This window comes from Caulobacter sp. DWR3-1-2 (genome assembly GCF_049896225.1).
Classification (GTDB): domain Bacteria; phylum Pseudomonadota; class Alphaproteobacteria; order Caulobacterales; family Caulobacteraceae; genus Caulobacter.
Genome location: NZ_JAFCTW010000003.1, coordinates 101,754 through 119,059, shown reverse-complemented (window position 1 = coordinate 119,059; position 17,306 = coordinate 101,754). Strand labels below are relative to the sequence as shown.

The window sequence follows — 17,306 nt, the reverse complement described above, 5'->3', positions numbered from 1 at the left end:
GCCTCTTGCGGACAAGAACAAAAGTAGAATATAGAACAAACAAGCAACGATCTCAGGAGGGTTCCATGGTCCGCATCGCACGTGAGTCTTTGGCGCTTGTATCTGTCGCCAGCTTCGTCTGGATGATGTGCGCGGTCGCCCAGTTGGTGTCCTGAGTCGTGTAACGTTGTGAGGTGGCGAAATGTCGGGCAACGAGGGTCAGGGGTTCGTCCACCTTCGCGTGCGCTCGGCCTATTCGCTGCTCGAGGGCGCCATCAAGGCCGACAAAATCCCCGGCCTGGCCGCGGCGGCTGGAATGCCGGCGGCGGGGCTGGTTGACCGCAACAACCTGTTCGGGGCGCTGGAATATTCGGTCTACTCCAAGGACCACGGGGTCCAACCGATCATCGGCTGCGCCCTGGCGGTGTCTGGCGTCGGGCCGGGTCCGACCGAGCGCTGGGCGCGCACACCAACCATAACCTTGCTGGTCCAGAACGAGCGGGGCTATCTCAATCTCTCCGAATTGTCGTCGATCGCCTATTTGGAAAGCGGCGAGATGTCGGAACCCGTCGTGCCCTGGACCAAGGTGGTTGAGCACGCTGAGGGGTTGATCCTGCTGTCGGGCGGCACGGACGGTCCTGTTGACGCCCTGTTCGCCTCGGGCAAGACCGGCGAGGGCGAGGCCGCGCTGGCGCAGATGCAGCGGGTGTTCGGCGACAGGTTCTATGTCGAGCTGCAACGCCATGGCCTGCCGCGCCAGGCCGCCGCCGAGCCGGGCCTGGTTCATTGGGCCTATGAACACGATGCGCCGCTGGTCGCCACCAATGATGTCTATTACGCCAAGCCGGCGATGTATGACGCGCACGACGCATTGCTCTGCATTTCCGACGGCGCCTTCGTTGGTCAGGACGAGCGTCGGCGGGTAACCCCTGAGCACTGGTTCAAGCCGGCCCAGGATATGCGCAAGTTGTTCGCCGACCTGCCGGAAGCCTGCGACAACACCCTGGATATCGCCCGCCGCTGCGCCTTCATGGTGCAGAAGCGTGATCCGATCCTGCCCAGCTTTCCCACCGGCGACGGCCGCAGCGAGCCGGAAGAACTGAAACACCAGGCGCGCGAGGGCCTCAAGAAGCGCCTTGAGGGTCTGACCCTGGCGTTCGAGGAACAGGTCTATTGGGACCGGCTGGATTTCGAACTCGACGTCATCATCAAGATGGGCTTTCCCGGCTACTTCCTGATCGTGTCGGACTTCATCAAGTGGGCCAAGGACCAGGGTATTCCCGTGGGGCCTGGGCGGGGTTCGGGCGCCGGCTCGCTGGTCGCCTGGGTGCTGACCATCACTGACCTGGATCCGCTGCGGTTTGGTCTGCTGTTCGAGAGGTTCCTCAATCCTGAACGGGTCTCCATGCCCGACTTCGACATCGACTTCTGCCAGGAGCGGCGGGAAGAGGTGATCGTCTATGTCCAGGAAAAATACGGCCGCGACCGCGTGGCCCAGATCATCACCTTTGGCTCCCTGCAGGCCCGCGCCGTACTGCGCGACGTCGGCCGGGTGATGCAGCTGCCGCTGGGCCTGGTCGACCGGCTTTGCAAGATGGTGCCCAACAACCCGGCGGCTCCAGTGACCTTGGCCCAGGCCATCGAGATCGAGCCGCGCCTCAAGCAGGCCCGCGACGAGGACGGCGCCGTCAAGGCCTGCCTGGACGTCGCCCTGCAGCTGGAAGGCCTATTCCGCAACGCCTCGACCCACGCCGCCGGCGTGGTGATCGGCGACCGCCCCCTGACCCAGCTGACCCCGCTCTACAAGGATCCCCGCTCGGACCTGCCGGCTACCCAGTTCAACATGAAGTGGGTCGAGAGCGCGGGTCTGGTGAAGTTCGACTTCCTGGGCCTCAAGACCCTTACCGTGCTGGATCGCGCGGTAAAGCATCTGAAGAAGCGCGGCGAGATCGTCGATCTCACCAGCCTGCCGTTCGACGACGCCAAGACCTACGAGCTGCTTGCCTCCGGCCAGACGGTCGGCGTGTTCCAGCTGGAAAGCCAGGGCATGCGCGACACCCTGCGCAAGATGCGCTGCGGTTCGATCGAGGAGATCACGGCGCTGATCTCGCTGTACCGCCCCGGTCCGATGGACAACATCGACACCTTCGTGGACTGCAAGTTTGGCCGCAAGCCGGTCGACAACCTGCATCCCTCGCTGGAGGTGGTGCTGAAGGAGACCTACGGCGTCATCGTCTACCAGGAACAGGTGATGCAGATCGCCCAGATCCTGGCGGGCTACAGCCTGGGCGAAGCCGACCTTCTGCGCCGGGCCATGGGCAAGAAGAAGAAGGAGGAGATGGATCTCCAGAAAATCCGTTTCGTCGCCGGGGCCAAGGACAAGAACGTCCCGGAAGAACAGTCGGGCTCGATCTTCGAACTGGTGGCCAAGTTCGCCGGCTACGGCTTCAACAAGTCGCACGCCGCCGCCTACGCCCTGATTGCCTACCAGACCGCCTGGCTGAAGGCCAACACGCCCGTCGAGTTCCTGGCCGCCTCGATGAGCCTCGACTTATCAAACACCGACAAGCTGGCGGTCTTCCACCAGGACGCCCGGCGGTTTGGCATCACGGTGCGGGCGCCGGACGTCAATCGCTCGGGGGCCGACTTCGAAGTCGAGACCGGCGAGGTGCTCTACGCTCTGGGCGCCGTGCGCAATGTCGGTCTCGAAGCGATGAAGCATCTGGTGGCCATCCGCGAGGAGGGCGGGGCGTTCCGCGACATTTTCGACTTCGTCGAGCGGGTCGATCCCAAGCTCGTCAACAAGCGGGCCATCGAGAACCTGGCGCGGGCGGGGGCCTTCGACTCGTTCCACAAGAATCGCGCCCAGATCCTGGCCTCGTCCGACGTGTTGATCGCCCACGGCCAGAGCATCGCCGCCGACCGCCAGGGCGGACAGCACGCCCTGTTCGGCGGTGATCCCGCTGCTGGCCGGCCGCGCCTGAAGAAAGTCGAGCCCTGGAGCCAGGTCGACCTGCTCGACGAAGAATTGGCCGCCGTCGGCTTTTATCTGACGGGACACCCGCTGGAAGACTTGGTGGGCATGCTGCGTCGCAAGCGCACCGCCATGCTGACCGAGGTGATCCCCCAGGCCGAGGCCGGCATGGAGGCCTTCCGGATGTGCGGCGTGGTGCGTCGTCGCCAGGAACGCGCCTCGCAAAACGGCGAGCGCTTCGCCTTCGTCTCGCTGTCGGACCCGACCGGCGAGTATGAGGTGCTGTTCCCGCCCGAGGCGCTGCGCAAATGTCGCGAGGTGCTTGAACCCGGCAGGTCGGTGTCGATCAAGGTCCGCGCCAAGGCGCGCGACGGCGAGGTGCGGTTCTTTGGCGACGACGCCGAACCGATCGAAAAGGCCATCGAGAACGTGGTGGCGGGGTTGCGCATGCACCTGTCGCCCTCGGCCACCGAGATCGACGCCCTGCGCCGCCGACTGGAGCCGGCCCTCACTCAGCGCGGCGGCGGCGAGGTCAGCCTGGTCGCCGCCCTGGGCGGCGGTCGCGAGATCGAGATGAGGCTGCCGGGCCGCTACACCCTCGACGCCGCCCTGCGCGGCGCGCTGAAGACCGCGCCTGGCGTGGCGCTGCTCGAGGACGTTTGATGCGACCCTGCGCTGACCAAGACGGTCGTGGCGTCGTCTCGGACGGGCGGTCGAGCGCGTCCGGCATCGTCGAGCGAGAAGGGTCGGGCGTGTTGTCGGTTTTGGACCGTTCTGGGATCGCGGTGTGGTCCGTATTCGGGAAACGCCCTCGACTCGATCTTGGCTTTTAGGGCTTGAGGGCGTGATGGAAGGCCTTGGAATTCCGCCAGCGGCGCTTCGCGACATCGAGGCGCTGGAGCTTGTCCGCGTCTGGGTCGCCGAGCAGGGTCTGCATTGCTCCCTGCGGGTGGGGCTCTATGCGGGCGACGGCGTGCCAAGGGAGACGGCGGCTTGGGGCATTATCCTGGCCGACCTTGCGGGACACGTCGCGGACGCGCGAGCGCCGAGGGCATCGGATCGCGGGCGGACTTGCTGAACGCGCTGGTCGAAAGCTTCAACGACGAGACGGCCGTGCCCTCGTCCGCACGAACCGGTGGGAGGGGCGCAGAGGCGAACTGACGGCTGCGTCGGGATCGCGTGTGTAGGGCGCAGGATGCAGGCCTCGATCTTGCCCGAGGACTCCGGCCGATTGAAGCCTAGAGCATTTCCCGACCTGACTGCGTCAGGCCGTGAGCTCTAGTCTTCTGTTTTGACACATTTTTCTTCATTCGAACCGGAACTACTTCGCTCGAAAACTGCTCTAGCCCGCGCGATCCAGGGCGGTCCAGGCCTGGGTGTTGGTTGGGCGCTGCCGCGCTTTGGGTAGCCGGGAGGGAGAAGGGTTCATGTCCCAACACCAGGGTGGATGCCAGTGCGGGCGGGTGCGCTACGCAGTGGACCTCGAACTGGACAACCTGATCACCTGCAACTGCTCGCGGCGCGACAAGCTGGGTTCGATCCTGGCCTTCGCGTCGGCCAGCGCGTACGAGCTCCCGGAGGGCGAAGACGCCATGAGCGAGTTCCGGTTCAACACCCACAAGGTCTCGCATCTGTTTTGCGAGACCTGCGGCATCGAGTCCTTTGGCCGGGGCGTCGGGCCGGACGGCGCGAAGATCGCCGCGATCAACGTCCGCTGCCTGGACGACTTGGACGTTTTCGCGTTGAAGCTGCACCAATTCGACGGCAAGGCGCGCTGAGAGTCCGGGAAACCGCGCCTACCAAGCCGAGGCGCGGCCGTTGGGCAGGCGCGCGCGGCTGAGGCGGTGCTGGGCGGCCTTGCCGTGGCCGACGATCATCGGAGTATCGCCGCCGCGCAGTAGGGGCAGGTCGTCGAGGCTGTCGGTATAGGCATAGGCCCAGCGCTTGCCATGGCCGGCGTCGGCCAGCGCTTGGCACTTGCGCTGATTGCGGCAAGGGACGTCGGCGACCCAGCCGCCGGCCAGGGGCTTGAGCGAGGTGCCCAGCACGATGATCTGCCTGCCCTGCGGATTGACGAGGGCGCGCGCCAGGACGATGGGGGCGGCGGTGACGATCACCACGTCCTCGCCGCGCGCCAGGTGGGCGTCGAGCGTTTCTAGGCCTGGGCCGCGCCAATGGAATGGCAGGGTCCCGGCGTGGAAGCAGGCTGCGAAATCGGCGCAGGATTGGCGCAGATCGCGCTCGCTCAGGCCGACCGTGGCGGTCCACAGCAGGATCGCGGCCCCGGCGCGACGGGTGCGGGGCGCGACCACCATTGGAATGGCGACCGGAGCGAACAGCATCGCGGCCAGCCAGCGCAGAGGGGAATGGCGGACCCGCCGCCACAGCCACACGGCGGTAGAACCCCCGTCCAGCACGGCGCCGTCGAGATCAAAAACCGCGAGCACGAGTCACCTCTGCCCATTACGGCCGTCCGGAAAGGTTCGAAAAATCTTCGGCCACGAGATCCAGGCTATCGGACACCCGCTCTGTGTCAGAAACGCATGACGACCAGGTTTGCTTGTGGACAGATCAGGTTCTCTTGTGGGTCAGTGACGCCCAGGCCTCTTCGATGCGAGGGACGCGCCCGATGGATGGTTTCACGACGCCTCGACTGGTCGCCGAGCGGCTGCATCCACGCCATCTTGTCGACCTCGTCGCGCTGCATCTCGATCCGGAGGTCTCCCGCTATCTGGGCGGGACGCGTTCGGCCGAGGCGACCACGGCCTATCTCGCGGCCAATCTCGCCCATTGGGACCGCCACGGCTTTGGGCTATGGGCCTGGTGCACGCCCGACGGCGCCTTCGTGGGCCGGGCCGGCATCCGTCCTCTGGCGGTCGAGGGCGTTCCGGAGATCGAAGTCGCCTATGCCATGACGCGCGAGGCCTGGGGACAAGGCTATGCAAGCGAAATGACGCGCGCCCTGGTCCAACACGGTTTGGAGCGGCTAGGCCTGCCGTCGTTGATTGGCTTCGTCATGATCAAGCACCTCGCCTCGCGCCGGGTCCTGGAGAAGGCGGGGTTCGCGTTCGAGCGCGATGTCGTCGACGCGGGCGAGCCCTGCGTCCTCTACCGGCGCAGGGCGTCGCAGTCGGGCGCGGCGACGGCATAAGCGTGCCGCTCAGCGGCTCCAAGCGGCACGTCCCGCCGCCTAAGGGCTTGCTTTTTGGTCCGTTCACGCCTATCTGCCGCGCCATTCCACACGTGGACGTGCGGCGACGAAGGGGAGACATCCCGACGTTACCGTTCCGGTCCCGGTCCGAATTGTCGGAGCGGGGGTGTCCACGGAGGTTCAACCGGAAGAAGGAGACCTATCATGGCGCTTCCCGAATTCTCCATGCGTCAGCTCTTGGAAGCTGGCGCCCACTTCGGCCACCAGACGCATCGCTGGAACCCGAAGATGGACCGTTTCATCTTTGGTTCGCGGTCGAACATCCACATCATCGACCTGTCGCAGTCGATCCCGCTCCTGCACCAAGCCCTGGTGAAGGTGCGTGAAGTGGCCGCCGCCGGTGGCCGCGTGCTGTTCGTCGGCACCAAGCGTCAAGCCAGCGACCCGGTCGCCACGGCCGCCAAGCGTTGCGCCCAGTACTATGTCAATCACCGCTGGCTCGGCGGCACCCTGACCAACTGGCGCACCGTCTCGGGCTCGATCGCGCGTCTGCGCGAACTCGAAGGCATCATGGTCGGCGAAGGCTCGGGCCGCACCAAGAAAGAACTGCTGCAGCTGACCCGCGAACGCGACAAGCTGGAGCTGTCGCTGGGCGGCATCAAGGACATGGGCGGCATCCCCGACATCATGTTCGTGATCGACACCAACAAGGAAGCGATCGCGATCCTTGAAGCGCGCAAGCTGAACATCCCGGTCGTCGCCATTCTCGACACCAACTGCGATCCTGACGGCATCACCTATCCGATCCCGGGTAATGACGACGCCGCCCGCGCTCTGCAGCTTTATTGCGACCTGATCGCCGACGCCGTCCTCGACGGCCTGGCCGCCGGCCAAGCCTCGTCGGGCGTCGATCTGGGCGCCTCGGAAGCCCCGATGGAGCCGACCCTGGCCCGTCAGCTGACTCCGGAACCGGTGGCTGAAGCCGCCGCCGCTCCGGAAGTCCCGGCCGCCGAAGTCGCCGAGCAGGAAGCGGCGTTTGAAGCCGCCGCCGCGCCTGAAGTCGCTGCCGTCGAACCCGCCCCGGAAGCCGCTCAACAAGCGACCGCCGAGGCCATCGAAGCCGTTGCCGAAGAGCCGGCCGCGAGCTGATTTCCAGCCGCCACGCTCGGGTTTCGACCGGAGCGTGGCTGTTGCGCCCCTGACATGCGACCGGGCTATCAAGCCCGGTCGTAGTTTGTTTCACGCGTCCCCGCGCGCCGGTTTCGGTGCTGGTTGGAAGCGCCCCGATATTCAATGGAGGAATTCATGGCTGAAGTGACCGCTGCGCTGGTGAAAGAACTGCGCGAAAAGTCCGGCGTCGGCATGATGGACTGCAAGAAGGCCCTCGTCGAAAACGCCGGTGACGTCGATGCGTCCATCGACTGGCTGCGCGCCAAGGGCCTGTCCAAGGCCGCCAAGAAGGCCGACCGCGTCGCGGCCGAAGGTCTGGTGGGCATCGCCGTGCGCAATGACGGCGTTGGCATGACCGCCGCCGCAGTCGAGGTGAACGCCGAGACCGACTTTCTGGGCCGCAACGACCTGTTCCAGAACGCCGTACGCAAGATCGCGGCCGTCGGCCTGGATGTCGAAGGCGTGGACGCCATCACTGCGGCCAAGACCGCCGAAGGCGACGTCGTGTCGGACCTGCTGACCAACCTGATCGCCACGATCGGCGAGAACATGCTGCTGCGTCGCTCGGCGCGCTTCACCGTCGCCAAGGGCGCGGTGTCGTCCTACATCCATAACGCCACCGCGCCGGACCTGGGCCGGATCGGCGTGCTGGTGGCCATCGAAGGCGAAGGCGACCAGGCCAAGATCCTTGAGCTGGGCCGCAAGATCGCCATGCACGTGGCCGCGACCGCCCCGCTGTCGCTGTCGCCGGATGATCTGGACCAGGCCGCGATCGAGAAGGAACGCCAGATCTTTACCGAGCAGGCCCTGGAGTCGGGCAAGCCCCCGGCCGTGGTCGAGAAGATGGTCGAAGGCCGAATCCGCAAGTTCCTGGAGGAAGTCGTGCTGCTGAAGCAGGCCTTCGTCATGAACCCGGACCAGACCGTCGAGCAACTCGTCGCCGAGACCGGCAAGGAACTGGGCTCGCCGCTCACCGTGAAGGGCTTCGTTCGCCTGGCCCTGGGTGAAGGCGTCGAGAAGGCACCTGAGGGCGATTTCGCCGCCGAAGTCGCAGCCATGGCTGGCGGTCAAGCCTAAGCCTTCTCCGCCGGCTTGGCCTCAGGGCTGGACGGCGGAGCAGATCGCCGAAGGGCGCGGCGCGTTTCAACGCGCGCCGCGCCCTTTTTGCGCGCGGCTTGCGTCCTGCACGCTATCTCGGCGGTTTTCAGCCGGAAAACCGATCCCACTTTTTCGGAACGCGCACTATGTTGCGTCTCGACGACTCAAGAAGAGCCAGCCGCATGTCCGAAGCCCCGCACAAACCGTACCGCCGCGTGCTCCTGAAGGTTTCGGGCGAAGTGCTGATGGGCGATACGCCCTACGGCATCGACACCAAGACCGTCGAGGCGGTGGCCGAGGACATCCGCCAGATCGTCCAGTCCGGCGTCGAGCTGTGCCTGGTGATCGGCGGCGGCAACATCTTCCGCGGCATGGCGGGGGCGGCCAAGGGCATGGAACGGTCCAGCGCCGACTATATGGGGATGTTGGCCACGGTGATGAACGCCTTAGCGATGCAGGACGCGCTTGAGCGGATCGGCGTCTCCACGCGCGTGCAGTCGGCCATCCCGATGGCCACGGTCTGCGAGCCCTACATCCGTCGCCGCGCTCAGCGGCACCTGGAGAAGGGCAGGGTGGTGATCTTCGCCGCCGGCACCGGCAACCCGTTCTTCACCACCGACACCGCCGCCGCCCTGCGTGCCGCCGAGATGCAGTGCGACGCCCTGTTCAAGGGCACCAGCGTCGATGGCATCTACAGCGCCGATCCCAAGAAGGACCCGGCCGCCAAGCGTTACGACACGCTCAGCTACATGGACGTGCTGGCCCAGGACCTGCGGGTGATGGACGCCTCGGCCGTGGCGCTGATGCGCGACAACAATATTCCGATCATCGTCTTCTCGATCAAGGGACGCGGCAACCTGCTGGATGTCCTCAAGGGCCAGGGGACGCGCACCGTCGTTTCTGCCGGCCAAGCCGCCTAATTTCCCAGCGAAAAGAGCCCAAGCCATGGCCACCGCCGAAAAACCCGATCTGCCCCGCTACAAGGACCGCATGGACAAGTCGGTCGTGTCGTTGAAGGAAGACTTCGCCGGTCTGCGCACCGGCCGCGCCTCGTCAAGCCTGCTCGACCAGATCATGGTCAGCGCCTACGGCTCGATGGTTCAGCTCAACACCGTGGCTTCGATCAGCGTGCCCGAGCCGCGCCAGATCAATGTCAACGTCTGGGACAAGGGTGTCGTCGGCGCCGTCGAAAAGGCCATCCGCAACTCCGATCTGGGCCTGAACCCGGTCATGGAGGGCAACAACCTCCGCATCCCGATCCCGCCGCTGACCGAAGAGCGCCGCAAGGATCTGTCTAAGATCGCCGGCAAATACGCCGAGGCCCAGAAGGTGGCCGTGCGCAACATTCGCCGCGACGCCAACGACGACCTGAAGAAGGCCGAGAAGGCCAGCGTCATCAGCGAGGACGAGCTGAAAAAGATGGAAACCGAGGTCCAAAAGATGACCGACGAGGCCATCAAGCGGATCGACGAGGCCTTGAAAAACAAAGAACAAGAGATCATGCAGGTTTAGGCATCGACCTAAGTTGTGAGAGGCGATGAGGGAAGGCTGAAGCGCATGGCGCCGACGACCGGCCTGCAGAACGTGTCGATACGCGCCGGGGGCGCCAAGTCGACGCCGTCGCTGCATGTGGCCATTATCATGGACGGCAATGGCCGGTGGGCGAAGCGGCGTAATCTGCCACGCGTCCTGGGCCACAGGGCTGGCGTCAACGCTCTAAAGCGCACCGTCGAGGGCGCCGGCGCCTTGGGCGTGGGCGTGCTGACGGTGTTCGGCTTCTCCACCGAAAATTGGAGCCGGCCGCCGCAGGAGGTGTCCGAGCTGATGGGCCTGTTGAAGGCCTATCTGGAATCCGACCTTGACCGGCTGGCGCGCGAAGGCGTGCGGGTGCGCATCATTGGCCGTCGCACGGGACTGGCGGCCGACGTGCTGGACGTGATCGACCGCGCCGAACGCCGCACGGCCCAGAACAACAGTTTTCTGCTGCAGGTCGCCTTCAACTACGGCGGCCGCGCCGACATCACCGACGCCGCGCGCGCCTTCGCCCTGGCCGTCGAGCGCGGCGAGGCCCGGGCCGCCGACTTGGACGAGGCCATGTTCGAGCAACGGCTTTCCACCGCTAACGCCCCCGCGCCGGACCTGATCGTGCGGACCAGCGGCGAACAACGAATCTCGAATTTCCTGCTGTGGGAATGCGCTTACGCCGAACTGGTGTATCAGGATGTTCTTTGGCCGGACTATGGGCCCGAACACCTCGCCGCCGCGTTGACGGAATATCGCGGTCGCGATCGGCGCTATGGAGGTATTGCCGTCGATGACGTCGCCGTCGCCGGCTAAGCGTTTCAACTGGGGTAACCTGCGAATCCGTGTCGCTTCGGCCACGGTGCTGGTGCCGACGGTCGTGGCCGCCGTCTGGTTTGGGGACGTCTGGTTCCTGGCCCTGGTCCTGGTCGGCGTCGCCCTGCTGGCGCGTGAGTGGGCCGAGATGAGCGCCAAGCGCGCCGCGCTCGGTGTCGCGGTGGCGATTGGCGCGGCGTCGGCGATCTCGGTAATCGTCGCCTTCCAAGGCCACTACTACATCACCTGGCCCGTCGTGATCATTGGGGCCATCGCCGCGGCCCTGATGGCCCGGGGCGCGCTCGAGCGTCGGGCCGATGCGGCCTATGGCGTTATCTATATCGCCCCTTCGGTCATCGCCCTGATCTGGTTGCGACAAAACCCTGTCGACCAAGCCGTCGGGCTTAGCTGGACCCTGCTGCTGTTCACGGCGACCTGGTTCGCCGACATCTTCGCCTTCGTGACCGGCAGCATCTTCAAGGGCCCCAAGCTGTGGCCGCGCTATTCGCCGAACAAGACCTGGTCGGGGTTCTTCGGTGGACTTGTCGCGGCGGCGCTCGGCGCGATCGGCATCGTCGCCCTGACGCGCGCGCTGCCGGCCCTGCCGGACCTCGACCTGTCGTGGCCCGTTGCGGCGGCGGTGGGGTTCTTGGGCGGCTTGGCCACCATGGCCGGCGACCTATGGGAATCGATGCTCAAGCGCCGGTTCGGCGTGAAGGACTCCGGCGACCTGATCCCCGGCCATGGCGGCATGCTCGACCGGGTGGATGGCTTGATGTTCGCGGCGATCGTGGTCGCCGGCGCGCGACTGCTCGACCAGTGGGGATGGTTGCCTTGACCCTTGTGAACGCGATCGCGGCCCGCAAGGTCGTGGTGCTGGGTTCGACGGGCTCCATCGGCGTTTCGACCCTGGACCTGTTCGATCAGGCGGGTGTCGAGGTCGAGATCCTGGCCCTGACGGCAGGACGCAATGTCGCCAAGCTGGCCGAGCAGGCGCTGCGCTGGAAGCCCAGGATTGCGGTCATCGACGACGAGCGCCTGCTGCTGGAACTGCGTGAGCGCCTGGCCGGCTCGGGCGTCGAGGCCGCAGCCGGCGCCGCCGCCGTTTCGGAAGCCGCCGCCATGGGCGCGGATTGGGTGATGTCGGCCATTGTCGGCGCGGCGGGCCTGGCGCCGACCCTGGCCGCAGCCCGCACTGGGGCGGTCATCGCTTTGGCCAACAAGGAAAGCCTGGTCTGCGCCGGTCCGTCCCTGTTGCGCATTGCCCACGCGGCCGGCGGATCGGTGATCCCGGTCGATTCGGAGCATTCGGCGATCTTCCAGGTGCTGCAGCGCGATTGCCTGGACCGGGTGGCGCGTCTGATCCTGACCGCCTCCGGCGGCCCGTTCCGCACCTGGGATAAGGCGGCCATGGCCAAGGCCACGCCCGAACAGGCGATCGCCCACCCCAACTGGTCGATGGGCGCGAAGATTTCGGTCGATTCCGCGACGATGATGAACAAGGGCCTGGAGATGATCGAGGCGTCCTACCTGTTCGACACGCCGCAGGAGCGCATCGACGTGGTGATCCACCCGCAGTCGGTGATCCACAGTCTGGTCGAATATACCGACGGATCGACCCTGGCCCAGATGGGGCCGCCGGACATGCGCAGCCCGATCTCCTGCGCCTTTTCCTGGCCCCAGCGCCTGTCCTGGCCCGCAAAGCCTCTGGACCTGGCCGCCTACGGCCAACTGACCTTCGAAGAACCTGACCTGGAGCGCTTCCCGTCGATCGCCATCGCCCGCGAGGCCCTGCGCCTGGGCGGCGGCGCGCCGGCGGCGATGAACGCGGCCAATGAGGTCGCTGTCGCGGCCTTCCTTGACCGCCAGATCGGCTTTCTGGATATTGCCAGCGCGGTGGCGGGGACACTGGAACGCATGAACGGCCGGGGCGACCTGGCCGTGAGCGACGACGACGCCCTCGACAGCGCAATGATGACTGACGCGTCGGCCCGCCGCATTGCGGCCGAGGTTGTCGGCCAAGTTCGCCGTTCAAACTGAAGACGAGAAGAAAATCCCGATCATGCTCGGCTTCATCCAGTCCGCTGCGTCCTACTTGATCGCCTTTCCACTGGTGATCCTGTTGGTCGTGACCGTGCACGAGCTTGGCCACTTCTGGGCAGCCAAGGCCTGCGGCGTGGCGATCGACCGATTCGCGATCGGCTTCGGTAAGCCCGTCGCCGCCTGGCGCGACAAGGCTGGCGTGCAATGGCAACTGGGCTGGTTGCCGCTTGGTGGCTATGTCCGCTTTTCTGGCGACGAGAACGTAGCCAGTGTGCCCGACCAGAACGACTTGAAGGCCATGCGCGCCGAGATCGAGCAGCGCGAGGGCAAGGAAGCCGTCGCGCGCTATTTCCATTTCAAGCCGCTCTGGCAGCGCGCGATCGTGGTCGCGGCAGGACCGGTCGCCAATTTCATCCTCGCCATCGTGCTGTTCGCCTTTCTGGCGGGCGTGTTTGGCGAAGTGGTGCGTAGACCGATCGTCACGGGTGTGAACGCCGGTAGCCCGGCGGCCCAGGCGGGTTTTGTCCAGGGCGACGTCATCCTCTCGGCCAACGGCCGCAAGATGAAGAGTTTCGAGGACCTGGACCGCTACGCCATGCTGCGTAGCGATGTGCCGATTCAGTTCGAAGTGCGACGTGGAACGCAAGAAATTGATCTGACGGCCACGCCGGCTCTGCTGGACATTTCCGACGGCCTCGGCGGTAGCCAAAAGGGCGGCGTTCTCGGCTTTGGCGTTCCTTATGTCGTCGATGAAGTGAAACCTCATGGCGCGGGCCACCTCGCCGGTTTCAAGCGCGGTGACGTGGTGCAGCGCGCCGACGGCGTGCCGATCAACAGCTTCGAGGACCTGACGGCCTATGTGAAGAAGCGTGGCGCTCAGCCAATCAGGTTCGACGTCTATCGAGGGGGTCAAACGATCCAGTTGATCGCCACGCCGGCGATGGATGAAGCGCCCACAGCCAGCGGCAAGCCGGAACGCCGCCTCATGCTGGGACTGAGCCGGCTGCTGCCGAGGCAATATATCGAACGGATCCGCTACACGCCGGTCCAGGCTCTCGGCGTAGGCGTGACCCGCACCTGGGATGTGCTCGACACCACGGTCTTTTATCTGGGGCGGATGATCAGCGGTCAGGTGTCCGCCGATCAGATCGGCGGCCCGCTGGGAATCGCCAAGACCTCCGGCCAGGTCGCCCAGGCGGGCGCGGCCAACGGCACCGACCTGCCGACGATGCTGCTGGGCGCCTCGGTCGCCCTGCTCAGCCTCTCGGCCCTGATCTCAGTCAGCGTCGGCTTCATGAATCTTCTGCCGATCCCCGTTCTGGACGGCGGCCATCTGCTGTTCTACGCCTACGAAGCGGTCGCCAGCCGGCCGCTAGGGGCGAGGCTGCAAGCGGCCGGATATCGGGTTGGTCTTGCACTGTTGCTGGGTTTCATGTTGTTCGCGACCTGGAATGATCTGCAGCGTTTGAGCGTGTTTAAATTCTTCGGCGGTTTGTTCTCTTGAGCAGCCGCCTTCCGTCCATGATTGGTCCCATGAGCAAAATTCGTGCCCATAGCGCCGCGTTCGCCACCGGCGTTGCGCTTCTTCTCGGTTCAACGGCGCTGACCGCGCCGCAGGCCGCCTTCGCCCAAGCCCAGACGACGGGCGTGGTGCAGCGCATCGTGGTGCAGGGCAACGAGCGAATCGAGCAGGGGACTGTGCTGTCCTACCTGCCGATCCAGCCGGGCGAGACCGTGGATCCGCAACGCCTCGACCTGGCGCTGAAGACCCTGGCCCGGACCGACCTGTTCGCCGACGTGAAGATCGAGCTGCAGGGCGGCGACCTGATCGTCAAGGTCGTCGAGAATCCGATCATCAACCAAGTGGTCTTTGAGGGCAATTCGGCGCTCAAGGAAGACAAGCTCAAGGACGAGGTGCAGATCCGTCCGCGCGGCATCTTCACTCGCTCCAAGGTTCAGGCCGACGTCCAGCGGATCATCGAGCTCTATCGTCGTTCGGGCCGCATCTCGGCGACCGTGACGCCCAAGGTGGTGGAACTGCCGCAAAAGCGCGTCGACCTGGTGTTCGAGATCAACGAAGGCCCCAAGAGCGGCGTCCTGGGCGTCAACTTCCTGGGCAATAGCGAATTCTCGGACAACGATCTGCGCGACGTGATCGTGACAAAGGAGTCGCACTGGTACAAGTTCCTGACCAGCAACGACAACTATGACCCCGACCGCATCGAGTACGATCGCGAGCAGCTGCGCAAGCACTACCGCAACCGCGGCTTTTTCGACTTCCGCGTCGTGGCTTCGGTCGCCGAGTTGGCCACCGACAAGAACGGTTTCGCGGTCACCTACACGATCGACGAAGGGCCCAAGTACAAGTTCGGCAAGGTCACCGTCGAAACCGAGCTGAAGAAGCTTGACGGCAACCTGTTGGCCCAGATCCTGCCAATCCGCACCGGCCAGCTGTATGAAGACGAGCGCATCGAGCAGGCCACCGACGCCCTGACCTTCGCCGCCGGCGCGGCCGGGTTCGCCTTCGTGGACGTGCGTCCCCGCTATGTGCCAAACCGCGAGACCAACACCGTCGACGTGGTGTTCTCGGTCCGCGAAGGCCCGCGCGTCTATGTCGATCGCATCGACATCGTCGGCAACACCCAGACGCTGGACTATGTGGTCCGCCGCGAGATGGAAGTGGCCGAAGGCGACGCCTACAACCGCGTGTTGGTCGACCGCTCCAAGAACAACATGCGCGGCCTGGGCTTCTTCAAGGACGTCAATATCGAGGAGCTGCCCGGCTCGGCGCCTGACCGCACCGCCCTGCGGGTCAAGGTCGAGGAGCAGCCGACGGGCGAACTGTCGTTCAGCGCCGGCTACAGCTCGGTCGACAAGCTGGTGCTCGACGTCGGCGTGACCCAGCGCAACTTCCGCGGCCGGGGCCAGAACCTGCGGGCCCGGATCTCGGTGGGCTCACTGCGCCAGCAAATCGATTTTGGCTTCACCGAGCCGCGCTTCCTGGGCCGCGACCTGCGCGCCGGCCTGGACCTCTATTCGTACCGCTACGACCTCAGCAACTATGCGTCGTACGACACCCAATCGACGGGCGGCACGCTGCGGTTCGGCTTTCCACTGACCCAGAACGCCTCGATGAGCCTGCGTTACCAACTTCGTCAGGACAAGGTCAGCGTCGCCGACGGCTTGTGCTCCGGCGGTTCCGTTTCGCAGATCCTTTGTCTGCAGCGCGGCGCTTACGTCACCTCGTTGATCGGCTACGGTCTGCGGATCGACAAGCGCAACGACCCGATCCAGCCCACTCGCGGATGGTTCGCCGACCTGAACCAGGATCTGGCTGGGTTTGGCGGTGACGTGAAGTATCTTAAGACCGACGCCGACGCCGGCTGGTATTGGGGCTTCAACAAGGACTTCATCTTCAGCGCAACCGGTTCGGCTGGCTATATCGAAGGCTTGGGCGGCGACAACGTCCGCATCAACGACCGCTACTACAAGGGCGGTTCCACCTTCCGCGGCTTCGAGATCGCCGGTATCGGCCCGCGCGACACCACGAACGGGTCTCAGAACAGCAACTCGTTGGGCGCCAAGCTCTACGCGATCGGCACGTTTGAGTTGACCGTCCCAACCCTGTTGCCCGAGCAATACGGCATCAAGGCCGCGGTGTTCACCGACTTCGGTACGGCGGGCCAGCTTGACGACGTGGATCGCCAGATCTCGCCCGGTAAGTTCAACCCGCTCATCAAGGACGGCCTGGGCCTTCGGGCCTCGGCGGGTCTGAGCATCGACTGGAAATCGCCCATGGGACCCATCCGGTTCGATTTCAGCCATATTCTCGCTAAAGAAGACTACGACAGAATCGAAACCTTCCGGTTCTCCACCTCCACAAGGTTCTAAAGACCATGACCTCCAAGTTCTTCGCCGCGACCGCTTCGGGCCTCGCCGCGCTCACCATGGCGTCGGGCGCTTTCGCCCAAACCGCCCCTCCGACGGCGGCTCCCACCGTCACCCACGGTGCGCCGATCGCCGGCGTCTGCGTGTTCTCCAGCCAGGGCGCCGTCGGCGCTTCGCTGGTCGGCAAGTCGGTCGACGCCCGCCTGAAGGTCATTATCTCGCAGGTCAACGCCGAGCTGACCGCCGAGCGCACCAGCCTGGACACCGACGCCAAGGCCCTGGACGGCAAGAAGGGCACGCTTGAGCAAAGCGCGCTTGAGCAACAGGCCGCCGCCCTGCAGGTGCGCGCCAACGCCTGGCAACGCAAGGGCCAGCAGCGCCAACGCGAGGTCGAAGCGACCGAGCAGAAGCAGATCGCCCGCGTCTATCAGGAACTGGAGCCGGCCATTCGCCAAGCCTATCAGGCCAAGACCTGCTCGATCTTGATCGAGCGGGAGTCGGTGCTTGTGGTCAATCCGGCCATGGACATCACGGGCGCAGTGGTCACCGCAACCGACGCCCGCATCAAGACCCTGACCTTCGATCGCGAACGTCTGGACCAAGCGGCTCCTGGGGCTCAAGCTCTGCAGCCCACCAAGAAGTAAGCGAATCGGTCCGGGCCCAGGC

Annotated in this window: 16 protein-coding genes; 15 read left to right on the top strand and 1 reads right to left on the bottom strand. The window is 65.3% G+C overall.

The genetic code is table 11. The features are described 5' to 3' along the window. Positions 1-65 precede the first annotated feature (65 nt). From sidA to ACP696_RS05120, 4 genes are all read left to right on the top strand, one after another. Positions 66-155 (top strand): cell division inhibitor SidA, encoded by a 90-nt coding sequence (sidA, locus tag ACP696_RS05135; protein ID WP_426011886.1) that lies wholly within the window; start codon positions 66-68, stop codon positions 153-155. Between the two features lie 26 nt (positions 156-181). Then, on the top strand, positions 182-3,616 hold the full coding sequence (gene dnaE, locus ACP696_RS05130; RefSeq protein ID WP_426011885.1) for a DNA polymerase III subunit alpha: 3,435 nt from the start codon (positions 182-184) through the stop codon (positions 3,614-3,616). Positions 3,617-3,800: 184 nt separating this feature from the next. Beyond that, complete coding sequence (locus ACP696_RS05125) at positions 3,801-4,031, top strand: DUF5076 domain-containing protein (RefSeq protein ID WP_426043517.1); 231 nt, start codon at positions 3,801-3,803, stop codon at positions 4,029-4,031. A 349-nt stretch (positions 4,032-4,380) separates the two neighbouring features. Next, positions 4,381-4,731: a GFA family protein gene (locus tag ACP696_RS05120; RefSeq protein ID WP_426011884.1), complete on the top strand. Its 351-nt coding sequence runs from the start codon at positions 4,381-4,383 to the stop codon at positions 4,729-4,731. Positions 4,732-4,749: 18 nt separating this feature from the next. Here ACP696_RS05120 and ACP696_RS05115 read toward each other — a convergent pair whose 3' ends face one another. Then, the gene (locus ACP696_RS05115) at positions 4,750-5,400 is read right to left on the bottom strand and encodes a haloacid dehalogenase-like hydrolase (RefSeq protein WP_426011883.1); all 651 of its coding nucleotides are present in this window, start codon (positions 5,398-5,400) and stop codon (positions 4,750-4,752) included. A gap of 182 nt (positions 5,401-5,582) precedes the next feature. On the opposite strand from ACP696_RS05115, the gene ACP696_RS05110 reads away from it, so the two are divergent. The 11 genes from ACP696_RS05110 (at position 5,583) to ACP696_RS05060 (ending at position 17,284) form a co-directional block, all read left to right on the top strand. Continuing rightward, positions 5,583-6,104 (top strand): GNAT family N-acetyltransferase, encoded by a 522-nt coding sequence (locus ACP696_RS05110; RefSeq protein ID WP_426011882.1) that lies wholly within the window; start codon positions 5,583-5,585, stop codon positions 6,102-6,104. Between the two features lie 204 nt (positions 6,105-6,308). Continuing rightward, on the top strand, positions 6,309-7,253 hold the full coding sequence (gene rpsB, locus ACP696_RS05105) for a 30S ribosomal protein S2 (protein WP_426011881.1): 945 nt from the start codon (positions 6,309-6,311) through the stop codon (positions 7,251-7,253). 156 nt (positions 7,254-7,409) lie between these two features. After that, positions 7,410-8,351: a translation elongation factor Ts gene (gene tsf, locus ACP696_RS05100; RefSeq protein WP_426011880.1), complete on the top strand. Its 942-nt coding sequence runs from the start codon at positions 7,410-7,412 to the stop codon at positions 8,349-8,351. 203 nt (positions 8,352-8,554) lie between these two features. Beyond that, on the top strand, positions 8,555-9,292 hold the full coding sequence (gene pyrH, locus ACP696_RS05095; RefSeq protein ID WP_426011879.1) for a UMP kinase: 738 nt from the start codon (positions 8,555-8,557) through the stop codon (positions 9,290-9,292). A gap of 25 nt (positions 9,293-9,317) precedes the next feature. Then, the gene (gene frr, locus ACP696_RS05090; RefSeq protein WP_426011878.1) at positions 9,318-9,884 is read left to right on the top strand and encodes a ribosome recycling factor; all 567 of its coding nucleotides are present in this window, start codon (positions 9,318-9,320) and stop codon (positions 9,882-9,884) included. A 45-nt stretch (positions 9,885-9,929) separates the two neighbouring features. Next, positions 9,930-10,709: a polyprenyl diphosphate synthase gene (gene uppS, locus ACP696_RS05085; RefSeq protein ID WP_426011877.1), complete on the top strand. Its 780-nt coding sequence runs from the start codon at positions 9,930-9,932 to the stop codon at positions 10,707-10,709. Then, on the top strand, positions 10,687-11,547 hold the full coding sequence (locus ACP696_RS05080; protein WP_426043516.1) for a phosphatidate cytidylyltransferase: 861 nt from the start codon (positions 10,687-10,689) through the stop codon (positions 11,545-11,547). The genes uppS and ACP696_RS05080 overlap by 23 nt, the downstream gene beginning before the upstream one ends. After that, complete coding sequence (locus ACP696_RS05075) at positions 11,535-12,749, top strand: 1-deoxy-D-xylulose-5-phosphate reductoisomerase (RefSeq protein ID WP_426011875.1); 1,215 nt, start codon at positions 11,535-11,537, stop codon at positions 12,747-12,749. Before ACP696_RS05080 ends, ACP696_RS05075 begins: the two co-directional genes overlap by 13 nt. 22 nt (positions 12,750-12,771) lie before the next feature. Further along, positions 12,772-14,256, top strand: coding sequence for an RIP metalloprotease RseP (rseP, locus tag ACP696_RS05070; protein ID WP_426043515.1), 1,485 nt, complete (start codon positions 12,772-12,774; stop codon positions 14,254-14,256). Between the two features lie 17 nt (positions 14,257-14,273). After that, the gene (gene bamA / locus ACP696_RS05065; RefSeq protein ID WP_426011873.1) at positions 14,274-16,643 is read left to right on the top strand and encodes an outer membrane protein assembly factor BamA; all 2,370 of its coding nucleotides are present in this window, start codon (positions 14,274-14,276) and stop codon (positions 16,641-16,643) included. 5 nt (positions 16,644-16,648) lie between these two features. Further along, complete coding sequence (locus tag ACP696_RS05060) at positions 16,649-17,284, top strand: OmpH family outer membrane protein (RefSeq protein WP_426011872.1); 636 nt, start codon at positions 16,649-16,651, stop codon at positions 17,282-17,284. Positions 17,285-17,306 lie beyond the last annotated feature (22 nt).

Excerpts from the sequence above, each read along its gene's own strand:
- ACP696_RS05125 (WP_426043517.1), top strand. The coding sequence starts at position 3,801 with ATGGAAGGCCTTGGAATTCCGCCAGCGGCGCTTCGCGACATCGAGGCG.
- sidA (WP_426011886.1), top strand. The coding sequence starts at position 66 with ATGGTCCGCATCGCACGTGAGTCTTTGGCGCTTGTATCTGTCGCCAGC.
- rseP (WP_426043515.1), top strand. The coding sequence starts at position 12,772 with ATGCTCGGCTTCATCCAGTCCGCTGCGTCCTACTTGATCGCCTTTCCA.
- ACP696_RS05080 (WP_426043516.1), top strand. The coding sequence starts at position 10,687 with ATGACGTCGCCGTCGCCGGCTAAGCGTTTCAACTGGGGTAACCTGCGA.
- pyrH (WP_426011879.1), top strand. The coding sequence starts at position 8,555 with ATGTCCGAAGCCCCGCACAAACCGTACCGCCGCGTGCTCCTGAAGGTT.
- bamA (WP_426011873.1), top strand. The coding sequence starts at position 14,274 with ATGATTGGTCCCATGAGCAAAATTCGTGCCCATAGCGCCGCGTTCGCC.
- rpsB (WP_426011881.1), top strand. The coding sequence starts at position 6,309 with ATGGCGCTTCCCGAATTCTCCATGCGTCAGCTCTTGGAAGCTGGCGCC.
- uppS (WP_426011877.1), top strand. The coding sequence starts at position 9,930 with ATGGCGCCGACGACCGGCCTGCAGAACGTGTCGATACGCGCCGGGGGC.
- frr (WP_426011878.1), top strand. The coding sequence starts at position 9,318 with ATGGCCACCGCCGAAAAACCCGATCTGCCCCGCTACAAGGACCGCATG.
- tsf (WP_426011880.1), top strand. The coding sequence starts at position 7,410 with ATGGCTGAAGTGACCGCTGCGCTGGTGAAAGAACTGCGCGAAAAGTCC.
- ACP696_RS05075 (WP_426011875.1), top strand. The coding sequence starts at position 11,535 with ATGGTTGCCTTGACCCTTGTGAACGCGATCGCGGCCCGCAAGGTCGTG.
- ACP696_RS05120 (WP_426011884.1), top strand. The coding sequence starts at position 4,381 with ATGTCCCAACACCAGGGTGGATGCCAGTGCGGGCGGGTGCGCTACGCA.
- dnaE (WP_426011885.1), top strand. The coding sequence starts at position 182 with ATGTCGGGCAACGAGGGTCAGGGGTTCGTCCACCTTCGCGTGCGCTCG.
- ACP696_RS05110 (WP_426011882.1), top strand. The coding sequence starts at position 5,583 with ATGGATGGTTTCACGACGCCTCGACTGGTCGCCGAGCGGCTGCATCCA.
- ACP696_RS05060 (WP_426011872.1), top strand. The coding sequence starts at position 16,649 with ATGACCTCCAAGTTCTTCGCCGCGACCGCTTCGGGCCTCGCCGCGCTC.